The sequence below is a fragment of the Achromobacter spanius genome (assembly GCF_029637605.1).
In the GTDB taxonomy this organism is placed as follows: domain Bacteria; phylum Pseudomonadota; class Gammaproteobacteria; order Burkholderiales; family Burkholderiaceae_B; genus Achromobacter; species Achromobacter spanius_E.
This window is the reverse complement of sequence record NZ_CP121261.1, coordinates 1,879,671-1,905,492: the sequence shown is the minus strand read 5'-3', so window position 1 is coordinate 1,905,492 and position 25,822 is coordinate 1,879,671. Positions and strand designations below refer to the sequence as shown.

Sequence of the window (25,822 nt, the reverse complement as noted above, 5' to 3'; positions counted from 1 at the left end):
ACACGGGGAGATTTCGATCCTTAGAATGTTCTTATAGAAAGAATAAGCGTTCTGTGTATAAGAACACATGAAACGGCCATACAAGAACCGCATAGGCAGGAAGAGACAATGGAAACCAACGCTATGCCAGCGCAAGAGGCCCTGGACGCGCAGCTTGTGCATCGATTCCGCAGCCGCGCGCTGTCGTTCTCGCGGCCGCGCCAGGTCAATATGGACCTGCTGCTGCGCTTCGGCGATGCCCCGCTGCTTGTCCGGATCCGCGATGGTCATGTTGCCGCCGTCGACGCGCCCACGGCGCCGCTGCCGTCGTGCGACGTGTCGCTGCGCGCGTCCGTCAACGCCTGGTCACGTTTCTGGCAAGCCGTGCCGGACGCGGGCTGGCACGACATCTTCGCGCTGAGCAAGCGCGGCGAGCTGGCCATTGAAGGAAATCTTCAACCCCTGATGGCGCACCTGCAATTCGTCAAGGACCTGTTGGCCACCGGCCGCGAGGCGCAAGCATGAGCGCCGCGCTGGAACCCATTGTTGGCCGCTACGTGTCGGTTGAGATCGCGGGCCAGCCCTGCCGCGTCTATTTTGAAGAAGCGGGTGAAGGCATCCCGCTGGTCTGCCTGCATACCGCCGGCGCCGACAGCCGCCAGTACCGCCACATGATGTGCGATACGGACATCACCTCGCGTTATCGCGTGATTGCCTTCGACATGCCCTGGCACGGCAAGTCTTACCCGCCGGCCGGCTGGCAGGACGAGGAATACCGCTTGTCCACCGAACGCTATGTGGAAACCGTGATGGCGTTCTGCGATGCCCTGGCGCTGGACCGCCCGGCGCTGATCGGTTGTTCGATCGGCGGGCGCATCGTGTTGCAGCTTGCGCATCAGCACGCCGATCGCTTTCGCGCGCTGATCGGGGTGGAAGCGGCCGACTTCCAGGAACCCTGGTACGACACGTCGTGGCTGCATCGCGGCGACGTCCATGGCGGCGAGGTCTGCGCCGCGCTGGTGTCCGGTTTGGTCGCGCCGCAGTCGCCCGAGGTCTATCGCCACGAAACCCTGTGGCAGTACATGCAGGGTGGCCCCGGCGTGTTTCGCGGCGATCTGTATTTCTATCGCGTGGATGGTGATCTGCGGGGCCATCTGGATGGCATCCGCACAGATCGCTGTCCACTCTTTCTGCTGACGGGGGAATACGACTTCTCGTGCACGCCGGAAGACACTCTGCGCACCGCCGCCAGCATTCCCGGCGCGCAGGTCACCGTCATGCGCGAGTTGGGACATTTCCCCATGAGCGAAAACCCCCAGCAGTTTCGCGGCTATGTCCTGCCGGTGCTGGACGCCATCGCCCGCCTGTAGCGCAGGCATAACCGACGGGCAGCCCATGCCCGCGACCCCTCAGGAGACATCATGCGTTATCCGATCATTCTGGCCGGCATCGTTGCCTTGGCCGCAGTTCCCGCCGCCCAGGCGCAAGAGACGCTGAAGCTGGGTGCCCTGGTCACGCTTTCCGGCGCGGGCGCCGCCTGGGGGCAGGGCATGAAGAACGCCGCCGAAATTGCGGCGGATCAGGTGAACGAGGCCGGCGGGCTGGAAGTGGGCGGCAAGAAGTACCGCGTTGAGGTCGTGGCCTATGACGACAAGTACCAGGCCAACGAAGCAGTGACCGTGGCCAACCGCCTGGTGTTCGAAGACAAGGTGCGCTACGTGATCGGCCCGGTGGGATCGGCGCCCGTGCTGGCCATTCAGCCGATGACCGAGAAAAACAAGGTGATCGTGATGACACTGGGCTTTACCGCCAAGGCCTTGGCCGCCGACAAGCCGTTTACGTTCCGCCCCAACGTCACCACCGCCGAGGTGTCGCAGCCGCAGATCGACTGGGTGGTCAAGTCGCAGGGCCTGCGCAAGGTCGGCGCACTGTTTCCCAACGACGAAACCGGGCAGCAGATCGCGCTGGACCTGGAAGCCGCGTACAAGAAGGCGGGCGCGGCCTTGTCCGTGAAGGAATTCTTTGAACGTGACCGTGTCGACTTCGTGCCCGTGCTGACGCGCATGATGGCGCGCGGCATTGACGCCATCGAACTGGACGGCAATTCGCCCACCACGGCGGGCTTGATCGTCAAGCAGGCGCGCGAACTGGGCTTCGAAGGGCGCATCGTGCGCACCGGCGGCCCCGCCACGCAAGAGATCGTGAACGTGGCCGGCAAGGCAGCCACCGAAGGCATGCTGGTGCACACGCCGATGGATCCGGAACTGCCCGCCACCAAGGCCTACGCCGAGCGCTACGCCGCGAAGTACAAGCATTCCATGAACGGCTTCAGCCCGGCGTTCTATGACGGCACCAACATGCTGTTCGAGGCCATGCGCCGCGCCGGCACCGTGGAAGACACTGATCGCGTGCGGGCCGAACTGGAAAAGCTGGATGGCTTTGAAGGGTCCTTGGGCAAGCTGAGCTGGACAGGCAAGGCCATGTACGGCATCAACCACCAGTTGAACGCGCCGTTCTACGTGGCCGAGGTCAAGGATGGGCGCGAGGTGATCCGCGCGCGCTGCACCGTCGAAGGATGCCGCTAGCGCGGCGGGGGATGCCACGTGGATTGGAGCATTTTGTTAACGCAGGCCACGATCAACGGCTTGATCGTGGGGCTGCTGTACCTGCTGATGGCCGTGGGCTTCACGCTGGTTTTCGGCGTCATGCGGATGGTGAACTTCGCCCATGGCGAGTTCTACATGCTGGGGGCATTCGGCGCCTATTACCTGACGACGCAGGCGGGCTTCACCTTCCTGCCCGCCGTGGCGCTGACCTTCGCTTTGGCGGTGGCGGGCGGCGCGGTGCTGGAATGGGGCGTGCTCAAACCGTTTCGGCGGGATGAGCTGAACGGCATGATCGCCACCATCGGCCTGGCGATGATCCTGCAGAACCTGGCCTTGATGTTCTTCGGCCCCGACCCCCTGTCCATGCCCGCCGTGGCGCAGGGCACGGCGCGCATGGGCAAGCTGGTCATCCCGCTGTCGCGTGTGTATGTGGTGGTGTTCGCCTTGCTGGCGCTGGCCTTGCTGTATGGCTTTCTACGCCATTCGCGTCCGGGGCGCGCCTTGCGCGCGGTGGTCGAGGACTTTGAAATCGCCGGCATCCAGGGGATCCGTTCGCGCATCTATTACCCCTTGGGTTTCGGGCTGGGCGTGGGGTTGGCGGCGGTGGCGGGCGCATTGATGGCGCCGCTGTTCTCGGTGTCGCCCTTCGTGGGCGCCACGCCGCTGCTGAAAGCGTTCATCGTGGTCATTCTGGGTGGGTTGGGCAGCATACCGGGCGCGGCGGTCGCGGGCCTGGCGCTGGGCCTGGCGGAAAGCTACGGCAGCCTGCTGTTTCAAAGCAGCACGGCGGACATGCTGATCTTTGCCGTCGTGATCGTGATGCTGGTGGTGCGGCCCAAAGGGCTGCTTGGCCGAGGGGAGGCATAAGCCATGACGGAACTTTCTCTACAAGCCGACGTGGCACGGCCCGCGCCCTGGCGCTGGCTGTTGTGGGCCGCCCTGGCCGTGGCAGCGGTCGCACCCTGGTTCGCGGGGCCATTCGTGCAGCATCTGGCGGTGTTGACCTGCCTGAACGTGCTGATCGTCAACGGGCTGGCGCTGATTGCGCGCTGCGGGCAGTTGTCGTTGGGACACGCCGCTTTCGTCGCGCTGGGCGCTTACGGTTCGGTGTTGGCCGCGCGCCTGCTGGGCTGGAGCTTTCTGCCGTCCACGCTGGCCGGGGTGGTGCTGACCGCCTTGGTCGCGCTGGTGCTGGGCGCAATCATCTTGCGCCTGAAGGGCGTGTACTTCGTGCTGGTCACGTTCGCGTTCGGCGAACTGGTGCGCTTGATCCTGCTGGATGGCTCGTCCTGGTCGGGCGGCGCCAATGGCATTGCCGGCATCCAGCCGGCCGCGCTGGCAGGCTTTGTGTTCGACACGCGCGCCGGTTTCTATGGCCTGGCGCTATGTGTGGCGCTGGCCTCCGTGGCGCTGTTGAACGCGGTGGCCAGGCGGCCCTTCGGCCATGCCATCGACGCGGTCGCGGAGAACCCGGCGCTGGCCGAGTCCACGGGCTTAAGCGTGCGCCGGATCCAGCTTTGCGCCTTTGTCGCCGGCTGCGCGCTGGCGGCCGTGGGTGGGGCGTTGCAGGCACGCTATGTGGGCTATGTGTCGCCCGAATCGTTCAACGTCAGCATCTCCATCGGCTTCATCATCATGCTGGTCATCGGCGGCCGCCGTTCGGTATGGGGCGGTTTGATCGGCGCCATGGTGCTGACGCCGTTGCCCGAGCTGTTTCGTGGCGCGGTGCAAACGCAGCACATCTTCTATGGCGCGGCGCTGATCCTCATCCTGCGTTTTCTGCCGGCGGGTCTTGCCGGCTTGCCGGGGCCGTGGCAAGCGCGTCGGCACAAGGAGTCCCAATGAGCCAGCCTCTATTGCAGGTACAGGGCCTGTCGCGCAGCTTTGGTGGCCTGGCGGCCTTGCGCGATGTGAGCTTTGCCGTTGCCCCAGGTGAAATCGTTGGCTTGATCGGCCCCAACGGGGCGGGCAAGACGACGGCATTCAACGTCATCAGTGGGACCATGCCGCCGTCCGCCGGCACGGTCCATTTCGACGGCCGCGATATCTCCGGCGGCCCGCCCAGCCGGGTAGTGGTGCTGGGCCTGGCGCGCACATTCCAGTCCACCTCGACGTATCCCGAAGTCACTGTTGCCGAAAATATCCGGCGCGGCATGCTGTCGCGCGTGCGGCACTCCTGGCTGCGCCGCCTGGCGGGCCGCAAGCAGGATCTGCTGTCTGCCTCCGAAGTCACGCAGGAAGTAGACCGCTTGCTAACACTGCTGGACTTGCAGCCCTGGCGCGACGCGGCAGCGGGGTCGTTGGCTTATGGCTTGCAGAAAAAACTGGGCATCGCTGTTGCGCTGGCCTGCCGTCCGCGCATGCTGCTTCTGGATGAACCGGCGGCCGGCCTGAACCACGAAGAATGCAATGAGCTGGGTCGCTTGCTGCGCCGCCTGCAATCCGAAGAGGGGCTGACGATGCTGCTGGTGGAACATCACATGGCGCTGGTCATGGAGCTTAGCCATCGCATCGTGGTGCTGGTGCAAGGAGAAAAAATCGCCGAGGGCACGCCGCAAGCCATCCGCGACAACCCCGCCGTGATCGAAGCCTATCTGGGAGCCCCCGACTATGCCCATGCTTGAAGTCCAGGACCTGAAGGTCCGCTACGGGTCGTTGGAAGCGGTGCGCGGCATCAGCTTCACGGTTGAGCAGGACCAGATCGTGGCGCTGGTCGGCTCCAATGGCGCGGGCAAGAGCTCCACGCTGAAGGCCTTGATCGGTCTGGCCCCGGCGGCGGGCGGTCGCATCTTGTTCGACGGGCGCGACATCGCGCGGCTGGGTTCGGCGGCGCGCGTCTCGGCCGGCTTGGCCTTGTCGCCCGAGGGGCGTCGGCTGTTCGGCCGCATGACCGTGCTGGACAACCTGATGGCGGGCGCGCATGGCGTCCGGTCTCGTGCCCGCGTCCGTTCGCGGCTGGATGAGATCTATGCGCTGTTTCCGCGCGTGCAGGAGCGGCGCGCGCAGTTGGCGGGTTCCTTGTCTGGCGGTGAACAGCAGATGGTGGCTATCGGGCGCGCGCTGATGGCGCAGCCCCGCTTGCTGATGCTGGACGAGCCATCGCTGGGCATCGCGCCCAAGGTCGTGGCCGAGATCGCGGACGCCATCCAGCGCATCAACCGCGACAGCGGCATCGCCATTGTGTTGGTGGAGCAGAACGCGCGGCTGGCGCTGCGCCTGGCGCATCAGGCTTATGCATTCGAGCACGGCGAGGTGGTGCGCAGCGGCAAGGGCGCCGACCTGTTGGCCGACCCCTTCGTACAGAAAGCATATCTGGGAATTTGACGCGAGCCTGACGATGCAAAACACGCTTCCCGAGTACGAGGTCTACGCCATCCGCTACGCCCGCATGCCGCGCCAACGGCGCGACAACTTCCTGGGCGGCGACCCCCACAACGGCGACATGCCCATGGATTTCTTCGTGTGGCTGATACGTGGCGCGGGCCGCGTCGTGCTGGTCGACACCGGTTTCAACGCCGACATGGCGCGCACGCGGCGGCGCGAGCTGATCCAATGTCCCATTGCCGCACTGGCGCAGCTTGGCGTGCAGCCCGAAGACGTGCAGCATGTGGTGCTGACCCATTTGCATTACGACCACGCGGGCAATCTGGATCGGCTGCCTCGGGCACGCTTTCATGTGCAGGACGATGAAATGGACTATGCCACCGGCCGCTGCATGTGCTTTGAACCGCTGCGCCATGCCTATGCGGTGGAAGACGTGGTCACGCTGGTCAGGCGGGTCTACGACGGCCGGGTGCAATTCCATGACGGCGACGACGAGTTGCTGCCGGGCGTCGAGTTGCTGCATATCGGTGGCCACACGAAAGGCTTGCAGGCGGTGCGAGTGCATACCGAACGCGGCTGGGTGGTGCTGGCGTCGGACGCCAGCCACTACTACGAGAACATGGGGCAGGGCAGGCCGTTTCCGATCGTCTACAACACGGCGCAGATGCTGTCGGGCTATGCGAAGCTGTATGGCGCGGCGCAGTCCGAGCAGCATGTGGTGCCGGGGCACGACCCGGCAGTGCTGGAACGGTATCCGCACTGGCAGGATTCGTCGCATGTGGTGATGCTGCATCGAGAGCCGCGCGTTTCCGGGTAGCAGAAACGGCAATAAGCGTCGACCCGGCGTGCTCCCGCGGCAAGGCGAGCCGCATAAGACCCTTCCCGCCCAACCCATCCTTCAGGCAGCCAGACGCCGAGTATCGACTCGGCTGTCCTGGCTGCGTTATCGTTTCCACTAATTATCGTAATCCCTAGCTTTTTTCAGGTAATCCTTGCGTCCATAATTTGCGGAAACGTTTCCACAAAAGGATTTCCATGAGTACCGAGTTGCAGGCTGAACGGGTAAAAACCGTCGTAGACCACATGGCGCTGGAGTGCGTCCAGGAATGGGGCAAGGTCATTGATACCTTTGAGCACCCCCGCTACGAGATGCACTCAAGCGGCGCCGTCTTTGACGGTGAAAGCGAAGTGATGGGGTACTTCCATTCGTCGCGCGCATCGTTTCCCGACCTGAAGAACGAGATCATCGCGGTGGGCGCGGCCGACGGGACGGACATCGTCCTGGTGGAGTTCTGGCTGTCCGGCACGCATGCCGGGCCGTTCACGGTCGATGGCAAGACCTACGAACCGACGGGGCGCAAGTTTCGCGTCCGCATGGCAGCGACGTTCGAATTCGCGCCCGACTCAGCCAAGATTATTTGCGAGCGTCCGTACACCTGTCAGAACGCCAAGCTGCGTTCGCTCGGGTTGCTGTAGCGGTACCCGGCTATCCCGTTCAGGAGGCGGGTAGCCATAAAAATACCTATTAGATAAATACCAGGAGACAACAATGAAAAAGCTGTCCGTTGCAGCCGCGATGCTTGCCGTGTTCGGCTTGGGTGTCGCGCACGCCGATGATTACCCGAACCGCCCCATCCGCATGCTGTTGCCGTTCTCTGCCGGCGGGGGTGGCGACACCTTGGGCCGTATCTTGGCGGAGCGGTTTTCGGTAGAACTGAAGCAACCCGTCATCGTCGAGAACAAGCCAGGCGCGGGAGGCACGATCGGCATCGCGACGGTTGCCCGGGCGGCGCCGGATGGCTACACAATCACGATCGGCGGCATGACCACGCACATTCTTTCGCCCCTGGTCTACAAGGAACTGCCGTACGACCCCATCAAGAGTTTCACGTCGCTGGGCGCCATCGGCAACTCCGCCATCATGGTGGTTGCCAATAACAACTTTCCCGCGAATGACATCGAGGGGCTCAAGAAGCTGGCGGAATCCCGTAAAAATCCAGTGCAATACGCAAGCTGGGGCGTGGGCTCCACCGGCCACTTCTGCGGCGAGATCCTGGTGCAGAAGGGCAAGCTGAAGATGCAGCACGTGCCCTACAAGGGCACCACGCAGATCATGACCGACGTCATGGGCGGCCATATTGACATTGGTTTTGTCGACATGGCGACCGCCACCCCGATGGTGACGCAGCATAAGGTGAAAGGGCTGGCCGTCTGTACCAAGCGTTCCCCCAGCGTGCCGGACGTGCGCAGCTACAAGGAACAGGGCATCAACTTTGATCGCGACCTGAACTGGGCCATGTACGTACCCGCCGGCACGCCCAAGCCCATCGTCGAACGCTTGTCCAGCACCCTGGAAAAGGTGCTTAAAGAGCAGGACGTGATCGCCAAGCTGCTTGGGTTGGGAATCTCGGCCAACTACGTGCCCGGACCCGCTCATGAAAAGGCGAATCTTGCCGACATCGAAGCCTGGCGCGCGGTTGCGCAAGATGCCGGCATCAAGCCGCAGTAGGCGGTTCCCCATCTTGGCGGCGAGTGATCTTGCGGCCAAGCTTCCTGACACGAGACCTTGATGAAACTGCTACAAGACCGCGTTGCCGTCATTTCGGGGGCCGCGCACCCCAAGGGTATAGGCAAGGCCACCGCAAGACTCTTTCTGGAGCATGGCGCGCGCGTGGCCATGCTTGACCTGGATGAAGCCCGAATACAGGAAAGCGCGGCGGACCTGGGCGCGGCGCCCACCCAACTGCTGGCGCTGGTCTGCGACGTCGGCAGCGACCAGCAATGCCGCGCCGCCGTCGACCAGATCGCGGCCTGGTCGGGCGGCGTGGTCGACGTGCTGGTGAACAATGCCGCGATCACGCAGAAGGCCACGTTTCGCGACATCACCCCCGCGGATTTTGAACGCATCCTGCGGGTGAACCTGACCGGCGTCTTCAACCTGAGCCAAGCCGTCATCCCATTGATGATTCAGCGCGCGGCGGGAAGCATCATCTCGATTTCATCGCTGTCGGCGCAGAACGGCGGCGGCATCTTCGGCGGCGCGCACTACTGTGCGGCCAAAGCGGGCGTGCAAGGCATGACCCGCGCCATGGCCAAGGAATTCGGCGAGCACAAGATCCGGGTCAATGCGATTGCCCCGGGCCTGATCACCACCGATTTCTCGCGCACCGGGCGCTCGGATGAAAGCAAGGACGACGCCGCCCAAGGCTGGCCGCTGCGCCGGGCCGGACGCCCGCACGAAGTGGCCGGTGGCTGCCTGTTCCTGGCCAGCGATCTTTCCAGCTACATCACCGGCACGACGTTGGATATCAACGGCGGCGCCCACATGAACTAAGGAACATTCATGAGCAGAATTTTTGGTGGCGTCCGGCAAGTGGGCTATGTAGTCCGCGACATAGAAAAAGCCATGAAGCACTGGTCCGACGTGCTTGGCGTTGGCCCTTGGTTCTACAAGGAAGAGGTCGGCACCACCGAATTCCGATATCGCGGCCAGGTATCGCAACCGCCGCGCCTGTCCATTGCCTTGGCGAATTCAGGCGACCTGCAAATCGAGTTGATCCAGCAACGCGATGACGCGCCGTCGCTCTATCTGGATTCCTTGCGCGCCGGTGGCGAGTGCGCGCAGCACGTGGCGTTCTGGACGCTGGATCATTTCGATGAGTTCTGTGGCCGATTGCTCAGCAGCGGCTACCAGGAAGGGCACGGCGGCCGAATGGGCTTGCGCGGCCGCTTTGCGTACTTCGTTCATCCTGACCTGCCCAGCGGCATGATCGAAGTGTCGGAAATGAAAGGCGGCAAAGGCGAATATTTCGACGAGATCAGAGCAGCTTGCGCATCGTGGGATGGGTCCGCGCCGATACGCCCGCGAACCTAGCCGGCCGAGTGCCGAAGACGGTGTATGTTAGCCACTTTCGGCATAGACAAAACCACAATCATGAAAGACCCAATCGCCCGAATCACCATACGCGACGTCGCCAAGAAAGCCGGGGTTTCCCTGGGCACGGCGTCGCGCGCGCTGAACCGAACCGGGCGCGTCAGCGAAGCCGCCATCGCGGCGGTCGAACAGGCGGTACGCAGCCTGGACTATCGGCCGGACGCCGTGGCAAGAAGCCTGCGCACAAAGTCATCCGGCGTGATCGGGCTGCTGGTGTCCGACCTTGCCAACCCGCTGTACGCGCGCATCATCACCGCGACGGAGACCGCGCTACAGGCCGAAGGCTATTCGCTGCTGGTGGCAAGCACCCACAACGAAAGACGGCGCGAAGCGTCCTTGGTGGATATCTTTCGCGGCCGGCGCGTCGATGCCTTGATTCTTGGCCCCTGCGAAAAGGAATCCGCCGACCTCATCGACAAGCTGTCGCAAGAGCTGCCCGTGGTGGCGCTGGACCGTGAGTTCGGAGACTCGTCCGTCGGTATCCACGTCGACCATGCGGCGGGCGCGTTCCAGGCAACGCAATATCTGCTGAACCTGGGGCATACGCGCATTGCGCTGCTGACGCCGGGCACGGACCTGCGCACCGGTAAAGAACGTATCGCGGGCTTTCGCCAGGCATTCGACGCACGCGGCATGGTTCCCGACCCGGCGTTGATCCGGGCGGAACGGTCCGCGATGCAGTTCGCGTTCACCGAGGCGATGTCACTGCTGTCGCACGCGAACCGCCCCACGGCATTTGTCTGCCTGGGAACAAGAATCCTGTCCGGCGTGCTGCAAGCCCTGCGCCATACCGGAGACTCGGTTCCCAACGACATCAGCGTTATCAGCATCGGCGACACCGATCTGTCGCAGCTATTCAGCCCCGCCATCACCTCGCTCAGTTGGGATCTTGAGGCGGTGGGCACGTGCGCGGCACAACTGGTTTTAAAGCAACTGGATCGCCAGACGGCGTCTGCCCAAGGCGATCGCATCGTTATCAAGACGCAGCTGATATTGCGCGAATCGTGCGCGCCCGCGGCGCCGTCTTGACCCTTCATCAACATCAGGAACGCTCATGACACTTCCGTACACCATCACCCATCAAGATCGCCTGCTGACCGTCAACATTGAAGACGGCGTTGAAGTGCCAGGCGCCGCCCCGGGCTCATCGATCATTCCCTTGTTTCTGGACCGGGAGAACGGTGTGTGGGTGCTGTACGGCAAGTTCGCCCCGGGCACGCGCCTGCCCACGCACTTCCATACCGGCGTCGTCCACTTCTACACCACCAAGGGCCAGTGGAACTATCTGGAGTACCCGGATGACGTGCAGAAGGCCGGCAGCTATCTGTACGAACCGGGCGGCTCGGTCCATACGTTTTCGGTGCCCGAGGACGCCACGGAGCCGGCCGAAGGTTTCATGGTGGTGTTCGGCGCCAACATCAACTTCATCGACGGCCAGTTCGCCAATATCCGCGACGCGGGCGCCATCGAAGATTCGATTCTTGACGCGGCCAAGAAGGCCGGGCTGCCGATCCCGCGCTATATCCGCCCCAAGGGCGGCGCCGAATTCACGCGCGATTGATCGGGGAGGTTTCAAGCTATGCGCTTGGCATCGAAAGTGGCCCTGGTAGCAGGCGCCGGCACGTTAAGAAACTCGTTTTCTGCTGCTGATCAGGTGGGTAACGGAGCCGCCTGTGCGATCCGGTTCGCGCGTGAAGGCGCAACCGTCATCTGCACCGATCGGTCCCTGGCGGCCGCAGAAGAGACCGTGGAGATGATTCGCGCGGAGGGCGGCGTTGCGGAAGCGCTTGAATTGGACGTCACGGATTCGGCGCAGATAGAGCAGGCTTCGCAAGACGTGGCGAGGCGTTTCGGTGGCGTCGATATCCTGCACAACAACGTCGGCATCGAAATCCAGGGCGACCTGCTTGCCGTGCAAGACGACGAGTGGGATCGCGTCATGACGGTCAACGTGCGCGGTTCCATGGCGATGGCGCGCGCCTTCCTGCCGCAGATGAAAGCGCGTGGTGGCGGGTCCATCATCAACGTATCGTCAACGGCAAGCCTGAAATGGAGCCCGATGCAATTCCTGTCGTACAGCACCGCCAAGGCAGCCGTCAATCACATGACGCGGGTCATCGCGCGGCAGTATGCCCCGGACCAGGTGCGGTGCAATTGCATCATCCCCGGCATGATCCGCACGCCGCATGCCGATGCGCTGTATGCAAGTGCAGAGGCGGCGGAAGCAGGGCACAAGACGCGGGACGCAAGGTGCCCGATGGGGCGCCAGGGCAGCCCCTGGGACATCGCCAATGCGGCGCTGTTTCTGGCGTCTGATGAGGCGGCTTACGTTACGGGGTGTTTGATGGTGGTGGATGGGGGATCGAGTTTGTAGCGCGTCTGTAGCGGGGCTGTCTCGGGTACGGCCGGAAGATCCGGCCGCTTGGCAACTCACTCAATACCGATATCCCAGCGTAAGCATCGTTGTGCGGCCGTCACCCAGCGCGACCGCATTGCGCAGGCCGCCCGCAAAGTAATCCTTGTCGAACAGGTTGCGCACGGTCAACGCTGCACGCCAACGTTCCGCGTTATAGGCGACACCCGCGTCGGCCACCGCGTAACCCGGGATGACGTATCCATAAGCGTGGCGCGGGCTTTCGCCACGCATTCCGCCGTTTAGTTCCCAACCTTGCGCCGGGCCGCGCAAGCGGTAGCGTGCCGTCAGGTTGAAACTATGGCGCGGCACGTTGTCCAGCCAGCCATCTTCGGTGGAGGCCGCCTGCCCGCCGTCGTCCGTGATGACGGCCGCAATGTAGGCGTAGCCGCCCATCAGGCTCAACCCATTGCCCAGGTCCGACACAAAGCCAAGCTCCGCGCCTCGGGTACGTTGCTCGCCGACGGCGATGCTATAGCCGTCGTTGATCGGGTCGGACTGAAGCACCTGGCGCCGCCGCAGATCAAAGGCGGCCACCGTCAGGCTGGTATTGCCGTCATCCAGGTCAAACTTGACGCCGGCTTCCCATTGGCGGCCGGTCTCGGGTTCAAAGCCCTGGCCGTTGGCGTCGGTGCCTACGTTGGGATAGAACGAGGTGGCGTAGCTGATGTAGGGGCGTATCCCTGGGGCAATTTCATACATGATTGCGCCAGAACCGGTGGTCTTCTGTGCCGGGTTGTCCTGGCGGTTGCCGGTCAGCCTGTCCGTGGAATAGCTGGCGGCATCATCACGCCGCAGGCCGGCAATCAGGCGCCAACGCTCGCCAAGCTGGATCTGGTCACGAAAGTAAAAGCCTAGGGAACGCACGGTGCTTTGACTGTCGGTGCGCGGATTCGTGGGGCAGGTGATCGGGCTTCCGTAAACCGGGTCGTACATGTCCAACGCACCGACGGAGCAATTTTTTTGCAGCGCATTCTCGCGCGTGCGCAGGTAGTCGATGCCCACCGTGATCTCGTGCTTGCCCCAAGCGGTATCGAAGCGGCGCTGCGCATTCGTGTCCATCGAGAACGTATCGCCATCCCAATGCTGGTTGGTGGCGGTACGCCTCAGGCTGCGGCCCCCTGCGGCAAGCGTGCCGGCCGCCACGAGTTGGCCGTCAAGCGTGAATTCCTGCCAGCGCAGGTTCTGGTTGACCGTCCAGCCATTGTCAAAACGATGCGTCAGGGCATAGCCCACCCGGCTCTGGAATCCGCGATACGGGTCCTGATCCGGCTCGCCGATGAAGCGATCACGAGGGATGCTGCCATTCGGGTTTTGAAGCACGGACCCTATCACCGGCAAGCCTTGCTGCCGCACATAACGGCGTTCCTGATAGCTGGTAAGGATGGTGAAGTCCGTTCGCGTTCCAAGGTCCAACGACAGAGAAGGCGCAATCCATCGATTCTTGAACCACACGTAGTCGGTGGCGTCATGCGAGTTCATCGCCAGCGCGTTCAAGCGGAAAGCGGCCTTGCCGTTCTCTGACAGCGGGGTGCCCATGTCCAGGGTGCCCTGATAGAAATCGTGGCTGCCGATTGTGGTTTCGGCGTTGGCAAATGCCTCGGGCTGCGGTCGCTTGCTGACCATGTTGACCAGGCCGCCGGGCAGCACCAGACCGTAAAGCAGAGAAGCCGGGCCCTTCAGCACTTCCACTTGTTCAAGCCCAAACAACTGCTCGGCCACACGGTTGGATGCCGCCGTACGCAGGCCGTCCAGGAACAAAGAGTCGGAAGCGACTTGCCCACGGATGATCAGGTCATCCCACCCCCGCCGCCCAAACTGATTGGCCACCACGCCCGGCACATTGTGCAAGGCGTCGGCCAGGGTTTGCGCTTGTTGGCTGTCGAGTACCGCCCGTGGGACCACGGTGATTGACTGTGGCGTCTGTGACAGCGGCACGGAGGATTTGTTGACGGAGGGCGGCTGGACGGGATTGAAACTGTCGTCGGCTTCTGGATCCGCGGTGACGCGGACCGAGGGGAGTTGGACGACGTCTGGAGACTGTGCGTGTAGCGCGCCGGGGGCAAGTAATGCCAGGCCGGCGAATAGGGCGGGTGCGTGAAGGGGCGACATCAAGGGGGGAGGGCGGCTGGAAGAGGGGGCTTTGCGGTGGCTGTGAGGCGCAACGCCATGCACCTGAGGGCTGCCCGAAAGCGGCGCTTTAAATTATTGAATGATAATAAAACGCATTAATATTAATGTCTGTGCGCCGGATCGGCAAGACGGGTGCTGCGGCATGTAGAGGTGGAGAGCGGACCCAACGCAAGCTATCGAGCTTGAGGTGCCGAAGACGCAAGCCGCCTGCCTGCGCCTTTGCCATGCTCTCGCACGGGTATCGGCGATCCGGGTTAACAACAAGGGGGCGATTTCAAGGCCTTGCGCGTTGAAATCGTGAAGTTCACTGGTCTGGCGCTGCCTTCGGCCACTCGGGCGATCCATACGGATAGAAGTTCCGAAGGTCGACGTTTTCGTACTTCAGACCGTCCAGGCGCACCGTTCCTAAAAAGGGCTCGTCGGGCTCGACCACAAGAATGGCTTGGGCGAAACCGCTGTCGTCAAAGCCGCGCCGAAAGTGCACGCGCGATTTGATGGCCAGGATGTCAAAGTCTTGCGGGTCGGCGTGCAGTTGCTTGATCTCTTCCAGCTCCTTGGCCTGCACTAGATAGCGGCTGAGCACCAGCAGGTTTCCATCGCCAAACGCGATATTCACGTTGTTCAGGTAGCGGTCCTGGCCAGCGCCTTTCTCGCCGACATGAACGATTTTGCCGATGATGCGCACCGGCTCGCCCGAGGAGGGATCCACGCGTCCGCCCACCGCCATGTCGAAATCCTGCCCGACTTGCACACCGGCTTCCTGCAGCGTCTGGATGGCTTGCTCGTCCGCGATCGTGGCGATCAAGGTGCGCGACAGGTTTTGTGCCAGCACTTGCGCAAGGATCCAGGTGGCATAACCCGAACGGTCGCTATGATCGGCCAGCACAACAGGCTTGCGTCCTTCGGTGGCAAGCTCCTTTGCCTGCTTCACGCCGTTGGCGATGGACAGAATTTTCGTCGTGTTGAGCAGATCATCGCGCCGGCGCCAGATCCAGTCGCACATATCGTCGACCACCTTGCGCGCCAGTTCGGGGTTGCCGTTGCTGAGCGCCTGGACGGTCATGCCGGTGTCCGGCACGTCTGCCCACGGAAAGCCGAACAGCACGTTGACGAAGAGATCCGGTTCGCGAGCCTCCCAGACGAGGGCACGTTGAATCATGTCCATCCATGGTGAAGCGCCGGTCCATTGCAGCACGGTGGCTGAAATGATGGGCACCTTGCGCTGAAAGCTGGCCGGCTTGAAATCGCCGCGTATGGCGCGCACCAGCATCCGCGCGGCGCGCTGGCCCTGCAGGTGGCAGTCGTAGTGGGGAAAGTACTTGACCGAGAACGCCATGTCGGCGGACTTCAGGAAGGCCTCGTCCTCGTTGGCATGAGGATCGAACGTCGCCGAAATAAAGGCGTCCGAACCGATCACTTCGCGTACGCGCCGCGCGAGCTCGGCCTCGGGGCGCGCAATGCCGCGCACCGCCATCGCACCATGCACGGCCAGATAGACGCCGTCGAACGGGCCTTGCTCGCGCAGTTCGCGGATCATGATGCCCACGAAGTGTTCGAAGGCTTCATGGGTAACCCAGCCCGATCCGGTGCCTGTCTTGGGAAACAGCGGTGACTCGATGCCCACCACTTCCACGTTGGGGTACTCGCGCGCCACTTTCACGAATCCCCCGATATAACCGCGCGTGTCGCCGGTCAGCAGGTCTTCGCCTCGGGCGGGCGAGCCTTCATAGACGAAGTCTGCAAGCGTGGTGTCGTTGCTCAGGAAGGTAACGGTCTCGTGCATGAAATGCAGCACGGCGACGCGGATTTTCTTTTCAAGGTCCATGAAGGGAGCGGTCTGGTGGTATTGAGATGGCCGTCAGTCTCGCGCACCGGGCAGCGGCGGTCCATTACCGATTGTCGAAGGGCCATTGCGAATAATTGAAAGCTCCCGTGTCGCGGCCTGGCAAGATAAAATCCAAGCCTGTTTTGCAGGTCGTTCTCGAGGTTCTCACATTCGTCTTTTTACCCGCCCGCGCTCGTGTATATCGGATGCGGGCCGCAATGGATCACACCAGTTCCCATGATCAGCTCGGCCCTTCGATATTTTCTTCAAGTTGCCAATTGCGGCTCGGTCACATCGGCTGCCGAAATTCTGCACGTCGCTCCTTCAGCGGTCAGCAGGCAGATACAAAGCCTGGAACAGAAGCACGGCACCGCGCTGTTCGAGCGCAATGCGCGCGGCATGCGCCTGACTGAAACCGGGGAGCTGCTTGCGGTCTATGCGCGCCGGGCCATTCTTGAATCCGAACGCGTCAGCGAGGAAATCTCGGCCAGGTCGCGCCTGGGCAGGTCCACCATCCGCATCGCCGCCAACGAGGGTTTCGGGCGGGAACTGATCCCGCACGCCATCGGCGAATTCCGCAAGATATCGCCGGAGGTGACCTTCGACATGCGCCTCGTCAGGCGCACCGAGGTGCGCAAGGTGGTCATGCTGGGCGAGGTGGATCTCGGCATGGCCTACAGCATGCTGCCCACCGATGGCGTGGACGTCATTTTTTCCAAGAGCGCCCCACTGTACGCGGTGATGTCCCCAACACATCCGCTCGCCAACCGCGAGATCCTGTCGCTGCAGGACATCGCCGCCCACGACGTGGTCATGTCGGGCGCGGACAGCAGCACCCGTACCCTGGTCGACTACTGCTGCATGCGCGCGCGCATCGAGCTGAACTACGTCTTCATTTCCGACTATTCGGGCGCGCTGCAGCATTACATCCGCGACTTCCAGGCGATCACCCTGGCGGGCAAGCTTGCGGTGTGGTTTGCCGTGGAACGCGGCGACGTCGTTGCCATTCCGCTGACGGATTCGGATATCTACGATCGTATGGTGCAGATCTACACCATGCAGGGCAGGCAACTGCCTCGCTCTGTCGAGGCATTTGCAGAGTTGCTCATCCAGATGGCAAGCCCCTAAAGCGGCCCTGGACAAAACCCCATGTTTGCGCCATTCTAAAAAAAAGAACTGACGCACGACGGTCTCACGTCGTCGATTGTATTTGGGGAATGTATGCGTATGGGCACGAATCCCGCCTGGGATTACGTCACGGCTATTTTTGAAATATCGACCCGCCTGCCCCTTCAGTACTCATCTCATTGCCATATCGTCCATGCCCCTTGCGTTCGGGGCAACGCTCAAAATCCGACTAGACAAGGGCACGCACACCGCGGTGTGGCGGCCGTGCGTCGACGCGCGCGCGTCGCCGCCATCCATCACCTTGTCGACGATCTGGCTCCGTTTTCGTCCCGCATCTATTGCAATGAGGTTTCGATATGAATGTGGCATCTCCTGCCTCAGGCGCGGCAGCCGCGCGCCGTCGGCGCAACACCCTGCTATCCCCGAAAGCCGCCGCGATTCTCGCCCGGCTCGGGTCCATGGCCGTAACGCTGGTCGGCCTGGCGGCGCTGACTTTCTTCATAGGAAGACTGCTGCCGCTGGACCCGATTCTTGCCGTGCTGGGCGACAACGCCACCAAGGAAGCCTACGACCGGATGTATGTGCAGATGGGCCTGGACCAGCCGCTCATCGTCCAGTTCGGAAACTACCTGTGGAACATCTTGCATTTCGATTTCGGCAATGCGCTGCTGTCGGGCCGCCCGGTCAGCGTCGAGATCGCGCGCACCTTTCCGGCAACCATCGAGCTTGCCACCGTCGCCATGCTGATCGGCACCTGTCTGGGCGTGCCGCTGGGAGTGGCCGCCGCCGTCTACCGCAACAGCTGGGTCGATCACGCCGCGCGCGTGATGTCGCTGGTGACGTACTCCGCACCGAACTTCTGGCTGGGACTGATGGGCCTGGTCCTGTTCTATTCCACGCTGGGCTGGGTCGGCGGCCCGGGCCGTATCGATATGGCCTACGAATTCGATCTGGATCCGGTGACGGGATTCTTCCTGGTCGACTCGCTCCTGTCCGGAAACATGGAAGTGTTCCGCAACGTGTTTTCGCACCTCATCCTGCCCGCGTCGATTCTTGGCCTTGGCTCGATGGCGTACATCAGCCGCATGACGCGCTCGTTCATGATCGAACAGCTTGAGCAGGAATACGTGATCACCGCCCGCACCAAGGGGCTCAGCAAATGGCGAGTGATCTGGGTGCATGTATTCCGCAACATTGCCATCCAGGTCATCACCGTCGTCGCGCTGTCTTATGCCTTCCTGCTGGAGGGTGCGGTGCTGACGGAAACGGTGTTCGCCTGGCCGGGCTTTGGCCGCTACCTGACGAACTCGCTGCTCGCGGGTGATATGAATTCCGTCGTTGCTTGCACGCTGCTGATAGGCGTGATTTTCGTGACGCTCAACCTCATCTGCGACCTGCTGTACTGGACGCTTGATCCGCGCACCCGCTAAGGACACTGCATGCTAGAAAACACGACGCTTGCGCCGGCTTCGGTGCACGGGGCAGCCACCACGCGCGAGGCCCGCGCGCAGCAGCTCAAGGTGATGGCCTTGAAGATGCGCCGGAACACGTCCGCGATGATCGGACTTGTGCTGCTGGTTCTTATCTTCTCGGCAGCGATCTTCGCGCCCTGGCTGGCTACGCACGACTACACCGCGCAGGACCTGGCGAACCGCTTGGCCATGCCTTCCGCGGCGCATTGGCTCGGCACCGATGAACTGGGCCGGGACATCTACTCGCGACTGCTCTATGGCGGGCGCATCACGCTCTACATCGCCTGCCTCACCGCGCTGATCTCCGCGCCCATCGGCTTGGTGGTCGGCGTGATGTCGGGTTACTTCGGCGGTTGGATCGACATGATCCTGATGCGCATCACCGACATCTTTCTGGCATTGCCTTCACTGATTCTTGCGCTGGCGTTCGTGGCGGCGCTGGGCCCCAGCATCGAGAACGCGATCATCGCGATCTCGCTGGCGTCGTGGCCGCCGATTGCGCGGCTGGCGCGGACCGAGACGATGATGATACGCAAGGCCGACTACATCGCCGCTGTGCGGCTGCAGGGAGCGTCGTCCTGGCATATCCTGCTGCATCACATCGTGCCCACCTGCATTCCGTCGGTGATCGTGCGGCTGACGCTCAACATCACGTCGATCATCCTGTCGGCGGCCGGCCTTGGGTTCCTGGGGCTGGGGGCGCAGCCTCCCTCGCCGGAATGGGGCGCCATGCTTTCCTCCGCCCGCCAATTCATTCTTTCCAATGGCCACATCGCCGCCGCGCCCGGGATCATGATCCTGCTGACATCCATCGCGTTCAATCTTGTCGGCGACGGCTTGCGCGACGTGCTCAACCCGCGCCAGGAGTGAGGACACCGTGACGAATCCCATCATCTCCGTCCGTAATCTCAATATCCATTTCAAGGGCGTGCTGCGCACGACCCACGCCGTGCGCGGCGTTAATTTCGACCTGGGTCATGAAAAGCTGGGCATCGTGGGCGAATCCGGCTCGGGCAAGAGCCAGACCGGCCGCGCCATCATGCGGCTTTCCGCCAATACCGCCAAGGTGACCGCGGACCGCATGAGCTTTGGCGATGTGGACCTGCTGCAGGCCTCCGAGAAGCAGATGTGCGCCATACGCGGTCGCGACATCGCGATGATTCTGCAGGATCCGAAGTTCTCGCTGAACCCGCTGATGAAGGTGGGGGACCAGATCGCGGAAGCCTACCTGACCCACCACAAGACCTCGAGGGCCGAGGCCCGCGAAAGGGCATTGGCGATGCTGGACAGCGTGCACATCCGCGACCCGAAACGGGTCTACGGCGTATTGCCGCATGAGGTGTCCGGCGGCATGGGGCAGCGGATCATGATCGCCATGATGCTGATTCCGGAACCCAAGGTGATCATTGCCGACGAGCCGACCTCGGCGCTGGACGTCACGGTGCGCCGGCAGGTCCTGAACGTGCTTGATGAGCTTGTGGACCGCACCGGGGCCAGCCTGATCTTTATCAGCCACGACCTGAACCTGGTCGCGGATTTCTGCGACCGGGTGCTGGTGATGTATGCGGGGAGGGTGCTGGAAGACCTGCCCGCGAAAGACCTGGGCAAGGCCAGGCATCCCTACACCCGCGGGCTGCTGGACAGCCTGCCGCGGCTGGACAAACCCTGCAATGAGCTGCCGGTGCTGCGCCGTGATCCCGCCTGGCTTACCGAAACGCTGAGGGGCATGCCATGAACGATATCTTGCTTGAGGCGGCGAACCTGGAGATTTCCTACGGACTGGGTCCCGCTGCTATCACCGTGGTTCACGAAACGGATTTCCGCATCGCAAGAGGCGAGTCCTACGGCTTGATCGGCGAGTCAGGCTGCGGCAAGTCGACCATACTCAGGACCGTCGCCGGGCTGAACCCGAACTACGAGGGGCGCATTCTGCACGCCGGGCGAGAACTCCCGCGCGCGCGAAAGCGCGAACACTATCGCGTCATGCAGATGGTCTTCCAGGACCCCTACGGGTCGCTGCACCCCTACAAGATGGTGCGTAATGTGTTGGCCGAACCCGTCAAGCTGATGGGCCTGGGCAATGTGGAGCGCCGCATCGACGAGGTGCTGGGCAATGTGGGCCTGGGGCCGCAATTCAAGTTCCGGTATCCGCACGAGCTCTCGGGCGGCCAGCGCCAGCGGGTCGCCATTGCGCGGGCCTTGATCGTTGAACCGAATCTGCTGCTGCTGGACGAGCCGACCTCGGCGCTTGATGTCTCGGTGCAGGCCGAGATCCTGAATCTGCTGACCCGGCTGCGGCGCGAGCTAGGGCTGACCTATCTGATGGTCAGCCATGACCTGGCCGTGGTCGCGCACATGTGCGACCGCGTCGCCATCATGCAGCACGGCCGGATTCTGGAAGAGCTGACGGGCGACGACCTTCGCGCCGGCCGGATGACGGCCGACTACACCAGGGAATTTCTGGCGGCCAGCGTACCCGCGCTGGCCCGCAGCTAGGCAGGGCGCCATGACCGACTTCTGCACTAAGCAAACCGATGCCGGCACGGGCATTCCCATTGAAGACCTGATCGATCTGCGCGAAACCCGGTCCCAGGCGCTTGCGCCCGATGGCGGGCTAATCGCCTGTATTTCAAACCGCTCGGGCCTGCCCCAGATCTGGTTCTGCGACCCGGATGGCGGGAACATGCGCCAGGTCAGCGATCTGCCGGAACGGGTGGACCAGATCGCGTTCTCGCCAAAAAGCCGCGACTTGCTGTTCACCACCGACGTCGGGATGGATGAGCGCTTCCAGCTCTGGCTGCTGCCGGAGGCATCGGGGCGGGCGTATCCGCTGACCTCGGCGCCTGGGGTAGTCCACAAGTGGGGCGCCTGGAAACCCTGCGGCACCCAGATCGCCTGGACGGCCAATGACCGGGACCCCTATCTGATGGATGTCATGGTCATGGACCTGGCCACCCGGCAAACCGAGAGGGTCCGCAAGGGCACCGGCTTCCAGGAGGTGCTGGCCTGGACGCCGGACGGCGGCAGCCTGATCCTGCGCGACTCGACCCGTGGAACCGCCGACCAGGACCTGCTGCTGTTGTCGCTGCAAACCGGGGAGGTCCGGCCATTCCTGCCGCAAGTGGGGCGCACGATGTTCCGTTCGGTCAGGCTGCACAAGAACGGAACCGGAGCCTTCGTGCTGTGCGATCTGGGCCGCGACTTCCATGCGGTGTTCTGGCTGGATTTCGCGGAGCAGCGCGTCAGCACGCTGGCCTCGGTTGAAGGGCACGACATCGACGCCTTCGCGCTGACGCCTGACCATGACGGTATGGCGTTGGCCGTCAATCAGGACGGCTACACAAACCTGATGCTGACCGGATGCTCCGCGCTCGAGCCACGCCAGATCACGCTGCCGTTTCCAGGCGTGGCGACCTCTCTGGTTTGCGCCCCGGATGGCGATCTTCTGGCCACGCTCGAGAGCCCGGTGCAACCCGCCGCCATCTGGCGCTGCAACCCGGCAACCGGCCGTTGGATCCGCGTGACGCCACCGGTGCCGGGCAAGGTGGACCTGCGCTCGCTGGCCATGCCGCAGCCTGCGCGGCTGGCCAGTTTTGACGGCACCGAGGTGCCTTATCAGGTGTACCCGCCGCGAGGCGAAAAGCCCGCGGCAGGCTGGCCCGTGCTCTTCATCGTTCATGGCGGACCAGAGATGCAATGGCTGCCGACCTTCCGCGCCGAGTTGCAGCATTATCTGTCGCGCGGAATCATGGTCATCGCCCCGAATGTGCGCGGATCCACGGGCTACGGACGTCCGTATCACCAGGCGGATGACCTGGGCAAACGCATGGACGCGGTGAGCGACCTGCTGGCGCTTGCCCGCGCCGTCGCCGCGTGGCCCGACGTGGACGCCTCCCGGCTGGGCGTGATGGGCCAATCCTATGGTGGATTCATGGTGCTGGCGGCGCTGACCACGGCACCGGAACTGTGGCGGACCGGCGTCGATATCTACGGCATTTCCAACTTCACCACGCTGATGGAAACGACCGGCCCCTGGCGGCGGGCGATGCGCGCCGCCGAATACGGCGACCCGGTACGCGATGCCGACTTTCTGGCAAGCATTTCGCCCGTCCACGCGCTGCGCAAGGTGACCGCGCCCTTGCTGGTCGTGCATTGCACCGACGATCCGCGCGTGCCGCCGGAGCAGGGCGAACAGGTGTACTCGCGTCTAAGGGGTTTCGGCCATCCGGTCGAAATCCTGCGCGTGCAACACGAAGGCCACGGATTCTCGCGCATCAGCAGCAAGACGCAAGCCTACGGCAAGGTCGCCGCATGGCTGGCCCGCACCCTTTAACCGCAGCAGTCATCCCTTTTTGCTCAGGAGTTGAAACCGTGAAAAACGCTGTCAAACGCAATATTGCCCTGCTGTCTACGCTGAGCGCATTCGCTCTGCCAGCCGTGGGCGCCACCCCCGGCAACGCGCTGGTCATTGCCAACAATATCGATGCGATCTCGACCTTCGATCCCGCCCAGGTGGCCGAAGCGCTTACCTCCGAGATCCTGGCGAACGTCTGTGACGCGCTGGTGGCATCCGACCCACAGAATCCGTCGAAGTACATTCCGGCCCTGGCCAAAAAATGGAATGCCTCTGAAGACGGCAAGACCATCACGTTCCACCTGCAGGACAACATTGTCTTTCCAGACGGCAGCCCCGCAAAGGCAGGCGACCTGGTCTGGTCGATGCACCGTGTGCTGTCCCAAGGCTTCGGCAATGCCTCGACGCTGACCGAGTTCGGCTTCGACAAGCAGAACATGGCGCAAACCATCACGGCGCCCGATGACAAGACCATCGTGCTCAAGCTTGACAGGCCCTATCCGGTGGACCTCGTCGTGGGTTCCGTCGCTGAAAGCCGGGTGGCCTATATGCTCAACCGCAAGGTGGTCGAATCCCACGCCAAGGGTGACGACATGGGCAACGGCTGGCTGAATTCGAACACGTCTTGCGTCGGCCCCTACAGCCTTGTGCGCTGGAACCAGGGCGAATCCGTGGTCCTGCAGGCCAACGACCACTACAACGGTCCGTCCGCTCACAAGCTCAAGCGGATCATCATCCGCCACGTGGCCGAGGCCGGCACACAGCGCCTCTTGCTGGAGAAAGGCGACATCGACGTCGCCCGCAACCTGAATCCCAACGATCTGAAAGCCATCGCGTCGAACGACAAGCTCCAGGTATCCAGCTCGCTACAGCCGACGATGTACTACCTGGGCATGAGTCTGTCGGACCCGATCTTCGCCAAAGAGAAAGTGCGTCTGGCGATGCGCTACCTGATCGATTACCAGGGCCTTGCGTCCAGTGTGATGAAGGACATCGGCGTGCCCCGCGCAAGCTTTGTACAGCTTGGCGCCTTCGGTGCGCTCGACGAGAAAGAAGGCCAGCCTTTCAAGCTGGACATCGAAAAAGCCAAGCAACTGCTGGCCGAGGCGGGGTACCCGAACGGCTTCAGCTTCAAGGTGATCGTCGGTTCGGACCCTTATGCCGACCCGATCGCACAGACCTTGCAGCAAGCCGCGGCCAAGGCAGGCATCACGATGAGCATCGAAAGAATGGCCAACGCCCAGCTCTATGCCAAGACCCGCGCACGCGACTTTCAAGGCGCGCTGCTGGGCTTCAAGGCGTCGGTCGCGGACTCGAACAGCATGGCATCGCGCTTTGTCGCCAACCCCGACAACGCGCTTGAGGCCAAGCTTACGCAGTATCCCAGCTGGCGTTCGTCTTACTACAGCGAAGAAATGAACAAGCGAGTCGACGCGGCGCTCTTCGAGCGCGACCCTGCCAAGCGCCAGCAGATGTACCAAGACTTGCAGCGCGACATCATGCAAAAGGGGCCGATGGCCTACATCATGCAGATCCAGCACAACGCCGCCATGCTGAAGACGGTGCACAACTGGAAATGGAACGGCTTCCGCGTCTACTACGGCGATGCCACCAAATAAGGCTTTGACATGACTCAACTTGATTGCACCAATCCCGAGGGTGCCTGGCAAACCGCCGACCCCATCGCGGCAGGCTGGAAGGCTGGCGGTCTGGATGCCGTACAGACCCTCTGCGAAACGCAAGAGACCGATTGCCTGCTGATCGTCCAGGGCGGAAAAATCGTCTGGTCCTGGGGCGACATCACGCACAAGTACCTGTGCCATTCGATGCGCAAATCATTCCTGGCGGCCATGATGGGCGAAGACATCGCGTCCGGCGCCATCCGGCTGGAAGCCACGCTGGAAGAGCTGGGCATCGACGACAACGAAGGCCTGTCCGTCATCGAGAAACGCGCGGACGTGCATGACCTGCTTACCGCGCGCTCGGGCATCTTCCATCCCGCCGGTTATGAAACCGAATGGATGAAGATGATCAAGGAAAAGCGCCATTCGCACGCGCCCGGCACCTTCTGGTGCTACAACAACTGGGACTTCAACGCCCTGGGCACGATCTTTGTCCAACAGACGGGAAAATCCGTCGCGCAGGCCTTCTCGGAGCGTATCGCCAGCCGCGTGGGCATGGAAGATTTCAGCCTGGAAGGCGAGAAACCAGACGCCTGGCTCGAGACTTTCGAGGAAAGCCGCCACCACGCCTATCCCTTCCGCGTATCGTCGCGGGACCTGGCGCGCTTCGGACAGCTCTTCCTGCAGAACGGACGCTGGTCCGGCAAGCAGGTGCTGCCCGAAGGCTGGGCCGAAGAAAACGTCATGCCTTATTCGCACGCGGGCCAGCAGGGCGCCTATGGCTACATGTGGTGGCTGGAGCGCGACGGCGTCTTCCTGCCGGGCTGCGTCACCCCCAAGGGCAGCTATGCCGCCATGGGGGCAGGCGGCCATTACTGCATGGTGGTGCCAGAACTCGACATGGTGGTGATTCACCGGGTGGATACCGACATCAAGGGGCGCGCGATCAGCAAGCCGGCTGTCGGCAGGCTGATGAAAGCGATATTCGCCGCCGCTTGTGCGTGATGCCTGCATGGCGTGCGTGTTCGCAAG

25 protein-coding genes are annotated in these 25,822 nt (G+C 62.8%); 23 read left to right on the top strand and 2 right to left on the bottom strand.

The genetic code is table 11. The features are described from left to right. The first annotated feature begins 108 nt into the window (after positions 1–108). The 15 genes from P8T11_RS08245 to P8T11_RS08175 all read left to right on the top strand — a co-directional run bounded on the left by P8T11_RS08245 (position 109) and on the right by P8T11_RS08175 (position 12,217). Positions 109–504, top strand: a complete 396-nt coding sequence (locus tag P8T11_RS08245; RefSeq protein ID WP_268077403.1) for a hypothetical protein — start codon at positions 109–111, stop codon at positions 502–504. Further along, positions 501–1,349 (top strand): alpha/beta fold hydrolase, encoded by an 849-nt coding sequence (locus P8T11_RS08240; protein WP_268077404.1) that lies wholly within the window; start codon positions 501–503, stop codon positions 1,347–1,349. The genes P8T11_RS08245 and P8T11_RS08240 overlap by 4 nt, the downstream gene beginning before the upstream one ends. Positions 1,350–1,400: 51 nt before the next feature. Next, positions 1,401–2,564, top strand: coding sequence for an ABC transporter substrate-binding protein (locus tag P8T11_RS08235; protein ID WP_268077405.1), 1,164 nt, complete (start codon positions 1,401–1,403; stop codon positions 2,562–2,564). A gap of 18 nt (positions 2,565–2,582) precedes the next feature. Beyond that, complete coding sequence (locus P8T11_RS08230; protein ID WP_050445339.1) at positions 2,583–3,452, top strand: branched-chain amino acid ABC transporter permease; 870 nt, start codon at positions 2,583–2,585, stop codon at positions 3,450–3,452. A 3-nt stretch (positions 3,453–3,455) separates the two neighbouring features. Continuing rightward, positions 3,456–4,430 (top strand): branched-chain amino acid ABC transporter permease, encoded by a 975-nt coding sequence (locus P8T11_RS08225; RefSeq protein WP_268077406.1) that lies wholly within the window; start codon positions 3,456–3,458, stop codon positions 4,428–4,430. Beyond that, entirely contained in the window at positions 4,427–5,209 is a 783-nt protein-coding gene (locus P8T11_RS08220; RefSeq protein ID WP_268077407.1) for an ABC transporter ATP-binding protein, read from the top strand. The genes P8T11_RS08225 and P8T11_RS08220 overlap by 4 nt, the downstream gene beginning before the upstream one ends. Then, positions 5,196–5,909: an ABC transporter ATP-binding protein gene (locus P8T11_RS08215; RefSeq protein ID WP_268077408.1), complete on the top strand. Its 714-nt coding sequence runs from the start codon at positions 5,196–5,198 to the stop codon at positions 5,907–5,909. The genes P8T11_RS08220 and P8T11_RS08215 overlap by 14 nt, the downstream gene beginning before the upstream one ends. A gap of 13 nt (positions 5,910–5,922) precedes the next feature. Continuing rightward, complete coding sequence (locus tag P8T11_RS08210; protein WP_268077409.1) at positions 5,923–6,726, top strand: N-acyl homoserine lactonase family protein; 804 nt, start codon at positions 5,923–5,925, stop codon at positions 6,724–6,726. 218 nt (positions 6,727–6,944) lie between these two features. Next, positions 6,945–7,385, top strand: coding sequence for a nuclear transport factor 2 family protein (locus tag P8T11_RS08205; protein WP_268077410.1), 441 nt, complete (start codon positions 6,945–6,947; stop codon positions 7,383–7,385). A gap of 73 nt (positions 7,386–7,458) precedes the next feature. Continuing rightward, positions 7,459–8,418 (top strand): Bug family tripartite tricarboxylate transporter substrate binding protein, encoded by a 960-nt coding sequence (locus tag P8T11_RS08200; RefSeq protein WP_268077411.1) that lies wholly within the window; start codon positions 7,459–7,461, stop codon positions 8,416–8,418. Between the two features lie 60 nt (positions 8,419–8,478). After that, positions 8,479–9,243 (top strand): SDR family NAD(P)-dependent oxidoreductase, encoded by a 765-nt coding sequence (locus P8T11_RS08195; RefSeq protein ID WP_268077412.1) that lies wholly within the window; start codon positions 8,479–8,481, stop codon positions 9,241–9,243. A gap of 9 nt (positions 9,244–9,252) precedes the next feature. Then, on the top strand, positions 9,253–9,783 hold the full coding sequence (locus P8T11_RS08190; RefSeq protein ID WP_268077413.1) for a VOC family protein: 531 nt from the start codon (positions 9,253–9,255) through the stop codon (positions 9,781–9,783). Positions 9,784–9,843: 60 nt separating this feature from the next. Further along, the gene (locus tag P8T11_RS08185; RefSeq protein ID WP_268077415.1) at positions 9,844–10,872 is read left to right on the top strand and encodes a LacI family DNA-binding transcriptional regulator; all 1,029 of its coding nucleotides are present in this window, start codon (positions 9,844–9,846) and stop codon (positions 10,870–10,872) included. Between the two features lie 25 nt (positions 10,873–10,897). After that, a complete protein-coding gene (locus P8T11_RS08180) occupies positions 10,898–11,404 on the top strand; it encodes a 2,4'-dihydroxyacetophenone dioxygenase family protein (protein ID WP_050445352.1) in 507 nt (168 codons plus the stop codon). An 18-nt stretch (positions 11,405–11,422) separates the two neighbouring features. Further along, positions 11,423–12,217: an SDR family NAD(P)-dependent oxidoreductase gene (locus tag P8T11_RS08175; RefSeq protein WP_268077416.1), complete on the top strand. Its 795-nt coding sequence runs from the start codon at positions 11,423–11,425 to the stop codon at positions 12,215–12,217. A gap of 60 nt (positions 12,218–12,277) precedes the next feature. Here the strand turns inward: P8T11_RS08175 and P8T11_RS08170 are convergent, their stop codons facing one another. Both P8T11_RS08170 and P8T11_RS08165 read right to left on the bottom strand, forming a co-directional pair. After that, positions 12,278–14,368, bottom strand: a complete 2,091-nt coding sequence (locus P8T11_RS08170) for a TonB-dependent siderophore receptor (RefSeq protein ID WP_268077417.1) — start codon at positions 14,366–14,368, stop codon at positions 12,278–12,280. Positions 14,369–14,693: 325 nt separating this feature from the next. After that, positions 14,694–16,214, bottom strand: coding sequence for a M81 family metallopeptidase (locus P8T11_RS08165; protein ID WP_268077418.1), 1,521 nt, complete (start codon positions 16,212–16,214; stop codon positions 14,694–14,696). A 237-nt stretch (positions 16,215–16,451) separates the two neighbouring features. Between P8T11_RS08165 and P8T11_RS08160 the strand changes: the two genes are divergently transcribed. From P8T11_RS08160 to P8T11_RS08125, 8 genes are all read left to right on the top strand, one after another. After that, positions 16,452–17,342 (top strand): LysR family transcriptional regulator, encoded by an 891-nt coding sequence (locus P8T11_RS08160; RefSeq protein ID WP_268077419.1) that lies wholly within the window; start codon positions 16,452–16,454, stop codon positions 17,340–17,342. A 356-nt stretch (positions 17,343–17,698) separates the two neighbouring features. Next, positions 17,699–18,772 (top strand): ABC transporter permease, encoded by a 1,074-nt coding sequence (locus tag P8T11_RS08155; protein WP_268077420.1) that lies wholly within the window; start codon positions 17,699–17,701, stop codon positions 18,770–18,772. 93 nt (positions 18,773–18,865) lie between these two features. Then, positions 18,866–19,684 (top strand): ABC transporter permease, encoded by an 819-nt coding sequence (locus P8T11_RS08150; protein WP_268077421.1) that lies wholly within the window; start codon positions 18,866–18,868, stop codon positions 19,682–19,684. A gap of 7 nt (positions 19,685–19,691) precedes the next feature. Beyond that, complete coding sequence (locus P8T11_RS08145; protein WP_268077422.1) at positions 19,692–20,549, top strand: ABC transporter ATP-binding protein; 858 nt, start codon at positions 19,692–19,694, stop codon at positions 20,547–20,549. Continuing rightward, positions 20,546–21,310 (top strand): ABC transporter ATP-binding protein, encoded by a 765-nt coding sequence (locus tag P8T11_RS08140; RefSeq protein ID WP_268077423.1) that lies wholly within the window; start codon positions 20,546–20,548, stop codon positions 21,308–21,310. The genes P8T11_RS08145 and P8T11_RS08140 overlap by 4 nt, the downstream gene beginning before the upstream one ends. Positions 21,311–21,320: 10 nt before the next feature. After that, positions 21,321–23,147, top strand: a complete 1,827-nt coding sequence (locus P8T11_RS08135) for a prolyl oligopeptidase family serine peptidase (RefSeq protein WP_268077424.1) — start codon at positions 21,321–21,323, stop codon at positions 23,145–23,147. A gap of 38 nt (positions 23,148–23,185) precedes the next feature. Beyond that, the gene (locus tag P8T11_RS08130; RefSeq protein WP_268077425.1) at positions 23,186–24,787 is read left to right on the top strand and encodes an ABC transporter substrate-binding protein; all 1,602 of its coding nucleotides are present in this window, start codon (positions 23,186–23,188) and stop codon (positions 24,785–24,787) included. A gap of 9 nt (positions 24,788–24,796) precedes the next feature. Beyond that, positions 24,797–25,795 (top strand): serine hydrolase domain-containing protein, encoded by a 999-nt coding sequence (locus P8T11_RS08125; protein ID WP_268077426.1) that lies wholly within the window; start codon positions 24,797–24,799, stop codon positions 25,793–25,795. Positions 25,796–25,822: the final 27 nt, after the last annotated feature.

Excerpts from the sequence above, each read along its gene's own strand:
- P8T11_RS08200 (WP_268077411.1), top strand. The coding sequence starts at position 7,459 with ATGAAAAAGCTGTCCGTTGCAGCCGCGATGCTTGCCGTGTTCGGCTTG.
- P8T11_RS08150 (WP_268077421.1), top strand. The coding sequence starts at position 18,866 with ATGGCCTTGAAGATGCGCCGGAACACGTCCGCGATGATCGGACTTGTG.
- P8T11_RS08165 (WP_268077418.1), bottom strand. The coding sequence starts at position 16,214 with ATGGACCTTGAAAAGAAAATCCGCGTCGCCGTGCTGCATTTCATGCAC.
- P8T11_RS08245 (WP_268077403.1), top strand. The coding sequence starts at position 109 with ATGGAAACCAACGCTATGCCAGCGCAAGAGGCCCTGGACGCGCAGCTT.
- P8T11_RS08175 (WP_268077416.1), top strand. The coding sequence starts at position 11,423 with ATGCGCTTGGCATCGAAAGTGGCCCTGGTAGCAGGCGCCGGCACGTTA.
- P8T11_RS08240 (WP_268077404.1), top strand. The coding sequence starts at position 501 with ATGAGCGCCGCGCTGGAACCCATTGTTGGCCGCTACGTGTCGGTTGAG.
- P8T11_RS08225 (WP_268077406.1), top strand. The coding sequence starts at position 3,456 with ATGACGGAACTTTCTCTACAAGCCGACGTGGCACGGCCCGCGCCCTGG.
- P8T11_RS08180 (WP_050445352.1), top strand. The coding sequence starts at position 10,898 with ATGACACTTCCGTACACCATCACCCATCAAGATCGCCTGCTGACCGTC.
- P8T11_RS08140 (WP_268077423.1), top strand. The coding sequence starts at position 20,546 with ATGAACGATATCTTGCTTGAGGCGGCGAACCTGGAGATTTCCTACGGA.
- P8T11_RS08160 (WP_268077419.1), top strand. The coding sequence starts at position 16,452 with ATGATCAGCTCGGCCCTTCGATATTTTCTTCAAGTTGCCAATTGCGGC.
- P8T11_RS08235 (WP_268077405.1), top strand. The coding sequence starts at position 1,401 with ATGCGTTATCCGATCATTCTGGCCGGCATCGTTGCCTTGGCCGCAGTT.
- P8T11_RS08170 (WP_268077417.1), bottom strand. The coding sequence starts at position 14,368 with ATGTCGCCCCTTCACGCACCCGCCCTATTCGCCGGCCTGGCATTACTT.
- P8T11_RS08195 (WP_268077412.1), top strand. The coding sequence starts at position 8,479 with ATGAAACTGCTACAAGACCGCGTTGCCGTCATTTCGGGGGCCGCGCAC.
- P8T11_RS08215 (WP_268077408.1), top strand. The coding sequence starts at position 5,196 with ATGCCCATGCTTGAAGTCCAGGACCTGAAGGTCCGCTACGGGTCGTTG.
- P8T11_RS08205 (WP_268077410.1), top strand. The coding sequence starts at position 6,945 with ATGAGTACCGAGTTGCAGGCTGAACGGGTAAAAACCGTCGTAGACCAC.
- P8T11_RS08125 (WP_268077426.1), top strand. The coding sequence starts at position 24,797 with ATGACTCAACTTGATTGCACCAATCCCGAGGGTGCCTGGCAAACCGCC.
- P8T11_RS08185 (WP_268077415.1), top strand. The coding sequence starts at position 9,844 with ATGAAAGACCCAATCGCCCGAATCACCATACGCGACGTCGCCAAGAAA.
- P8T11_RS08190 (WP_268077413.1), top strand. The coding sequence starts at position 9,253 with ATGAGCAGAATTTTTGGTGGCGTCCGGCAAGTGGGCTATGTAGTCCGC.
- P8T11_RS08155 (WP_268077420.1), top strand. The coding sequence starts at position 17,699 with ATGAATGTGGCATCTCCTGCCTCAGGCGCGGCAGCCGCGCGCCGTCGG.
- P8T11_RS08135 (WP_268077424.1), top strand. The coding sequence starts at position 21,321 with ATGACCGACTTCTGCACTAAGCAAACCGATGCCGGCACGGGCATTCCC.
- P8T11_RS08210 (WP_268077409.1), top strand. The coding sequence starts at position 5,923 with ATGCAAAACACGCTTCCCGAGTACGAGGTCTACGCCATCCGCTACGCC.
- P8T11_RS08220 (WP_268077407.1), top strand. The coding sequence starts at position 4,427 with ATGAGCCAGCCTCTATTGCAGGTACAGGGCCTGTCGCGCAGCTTTGGT.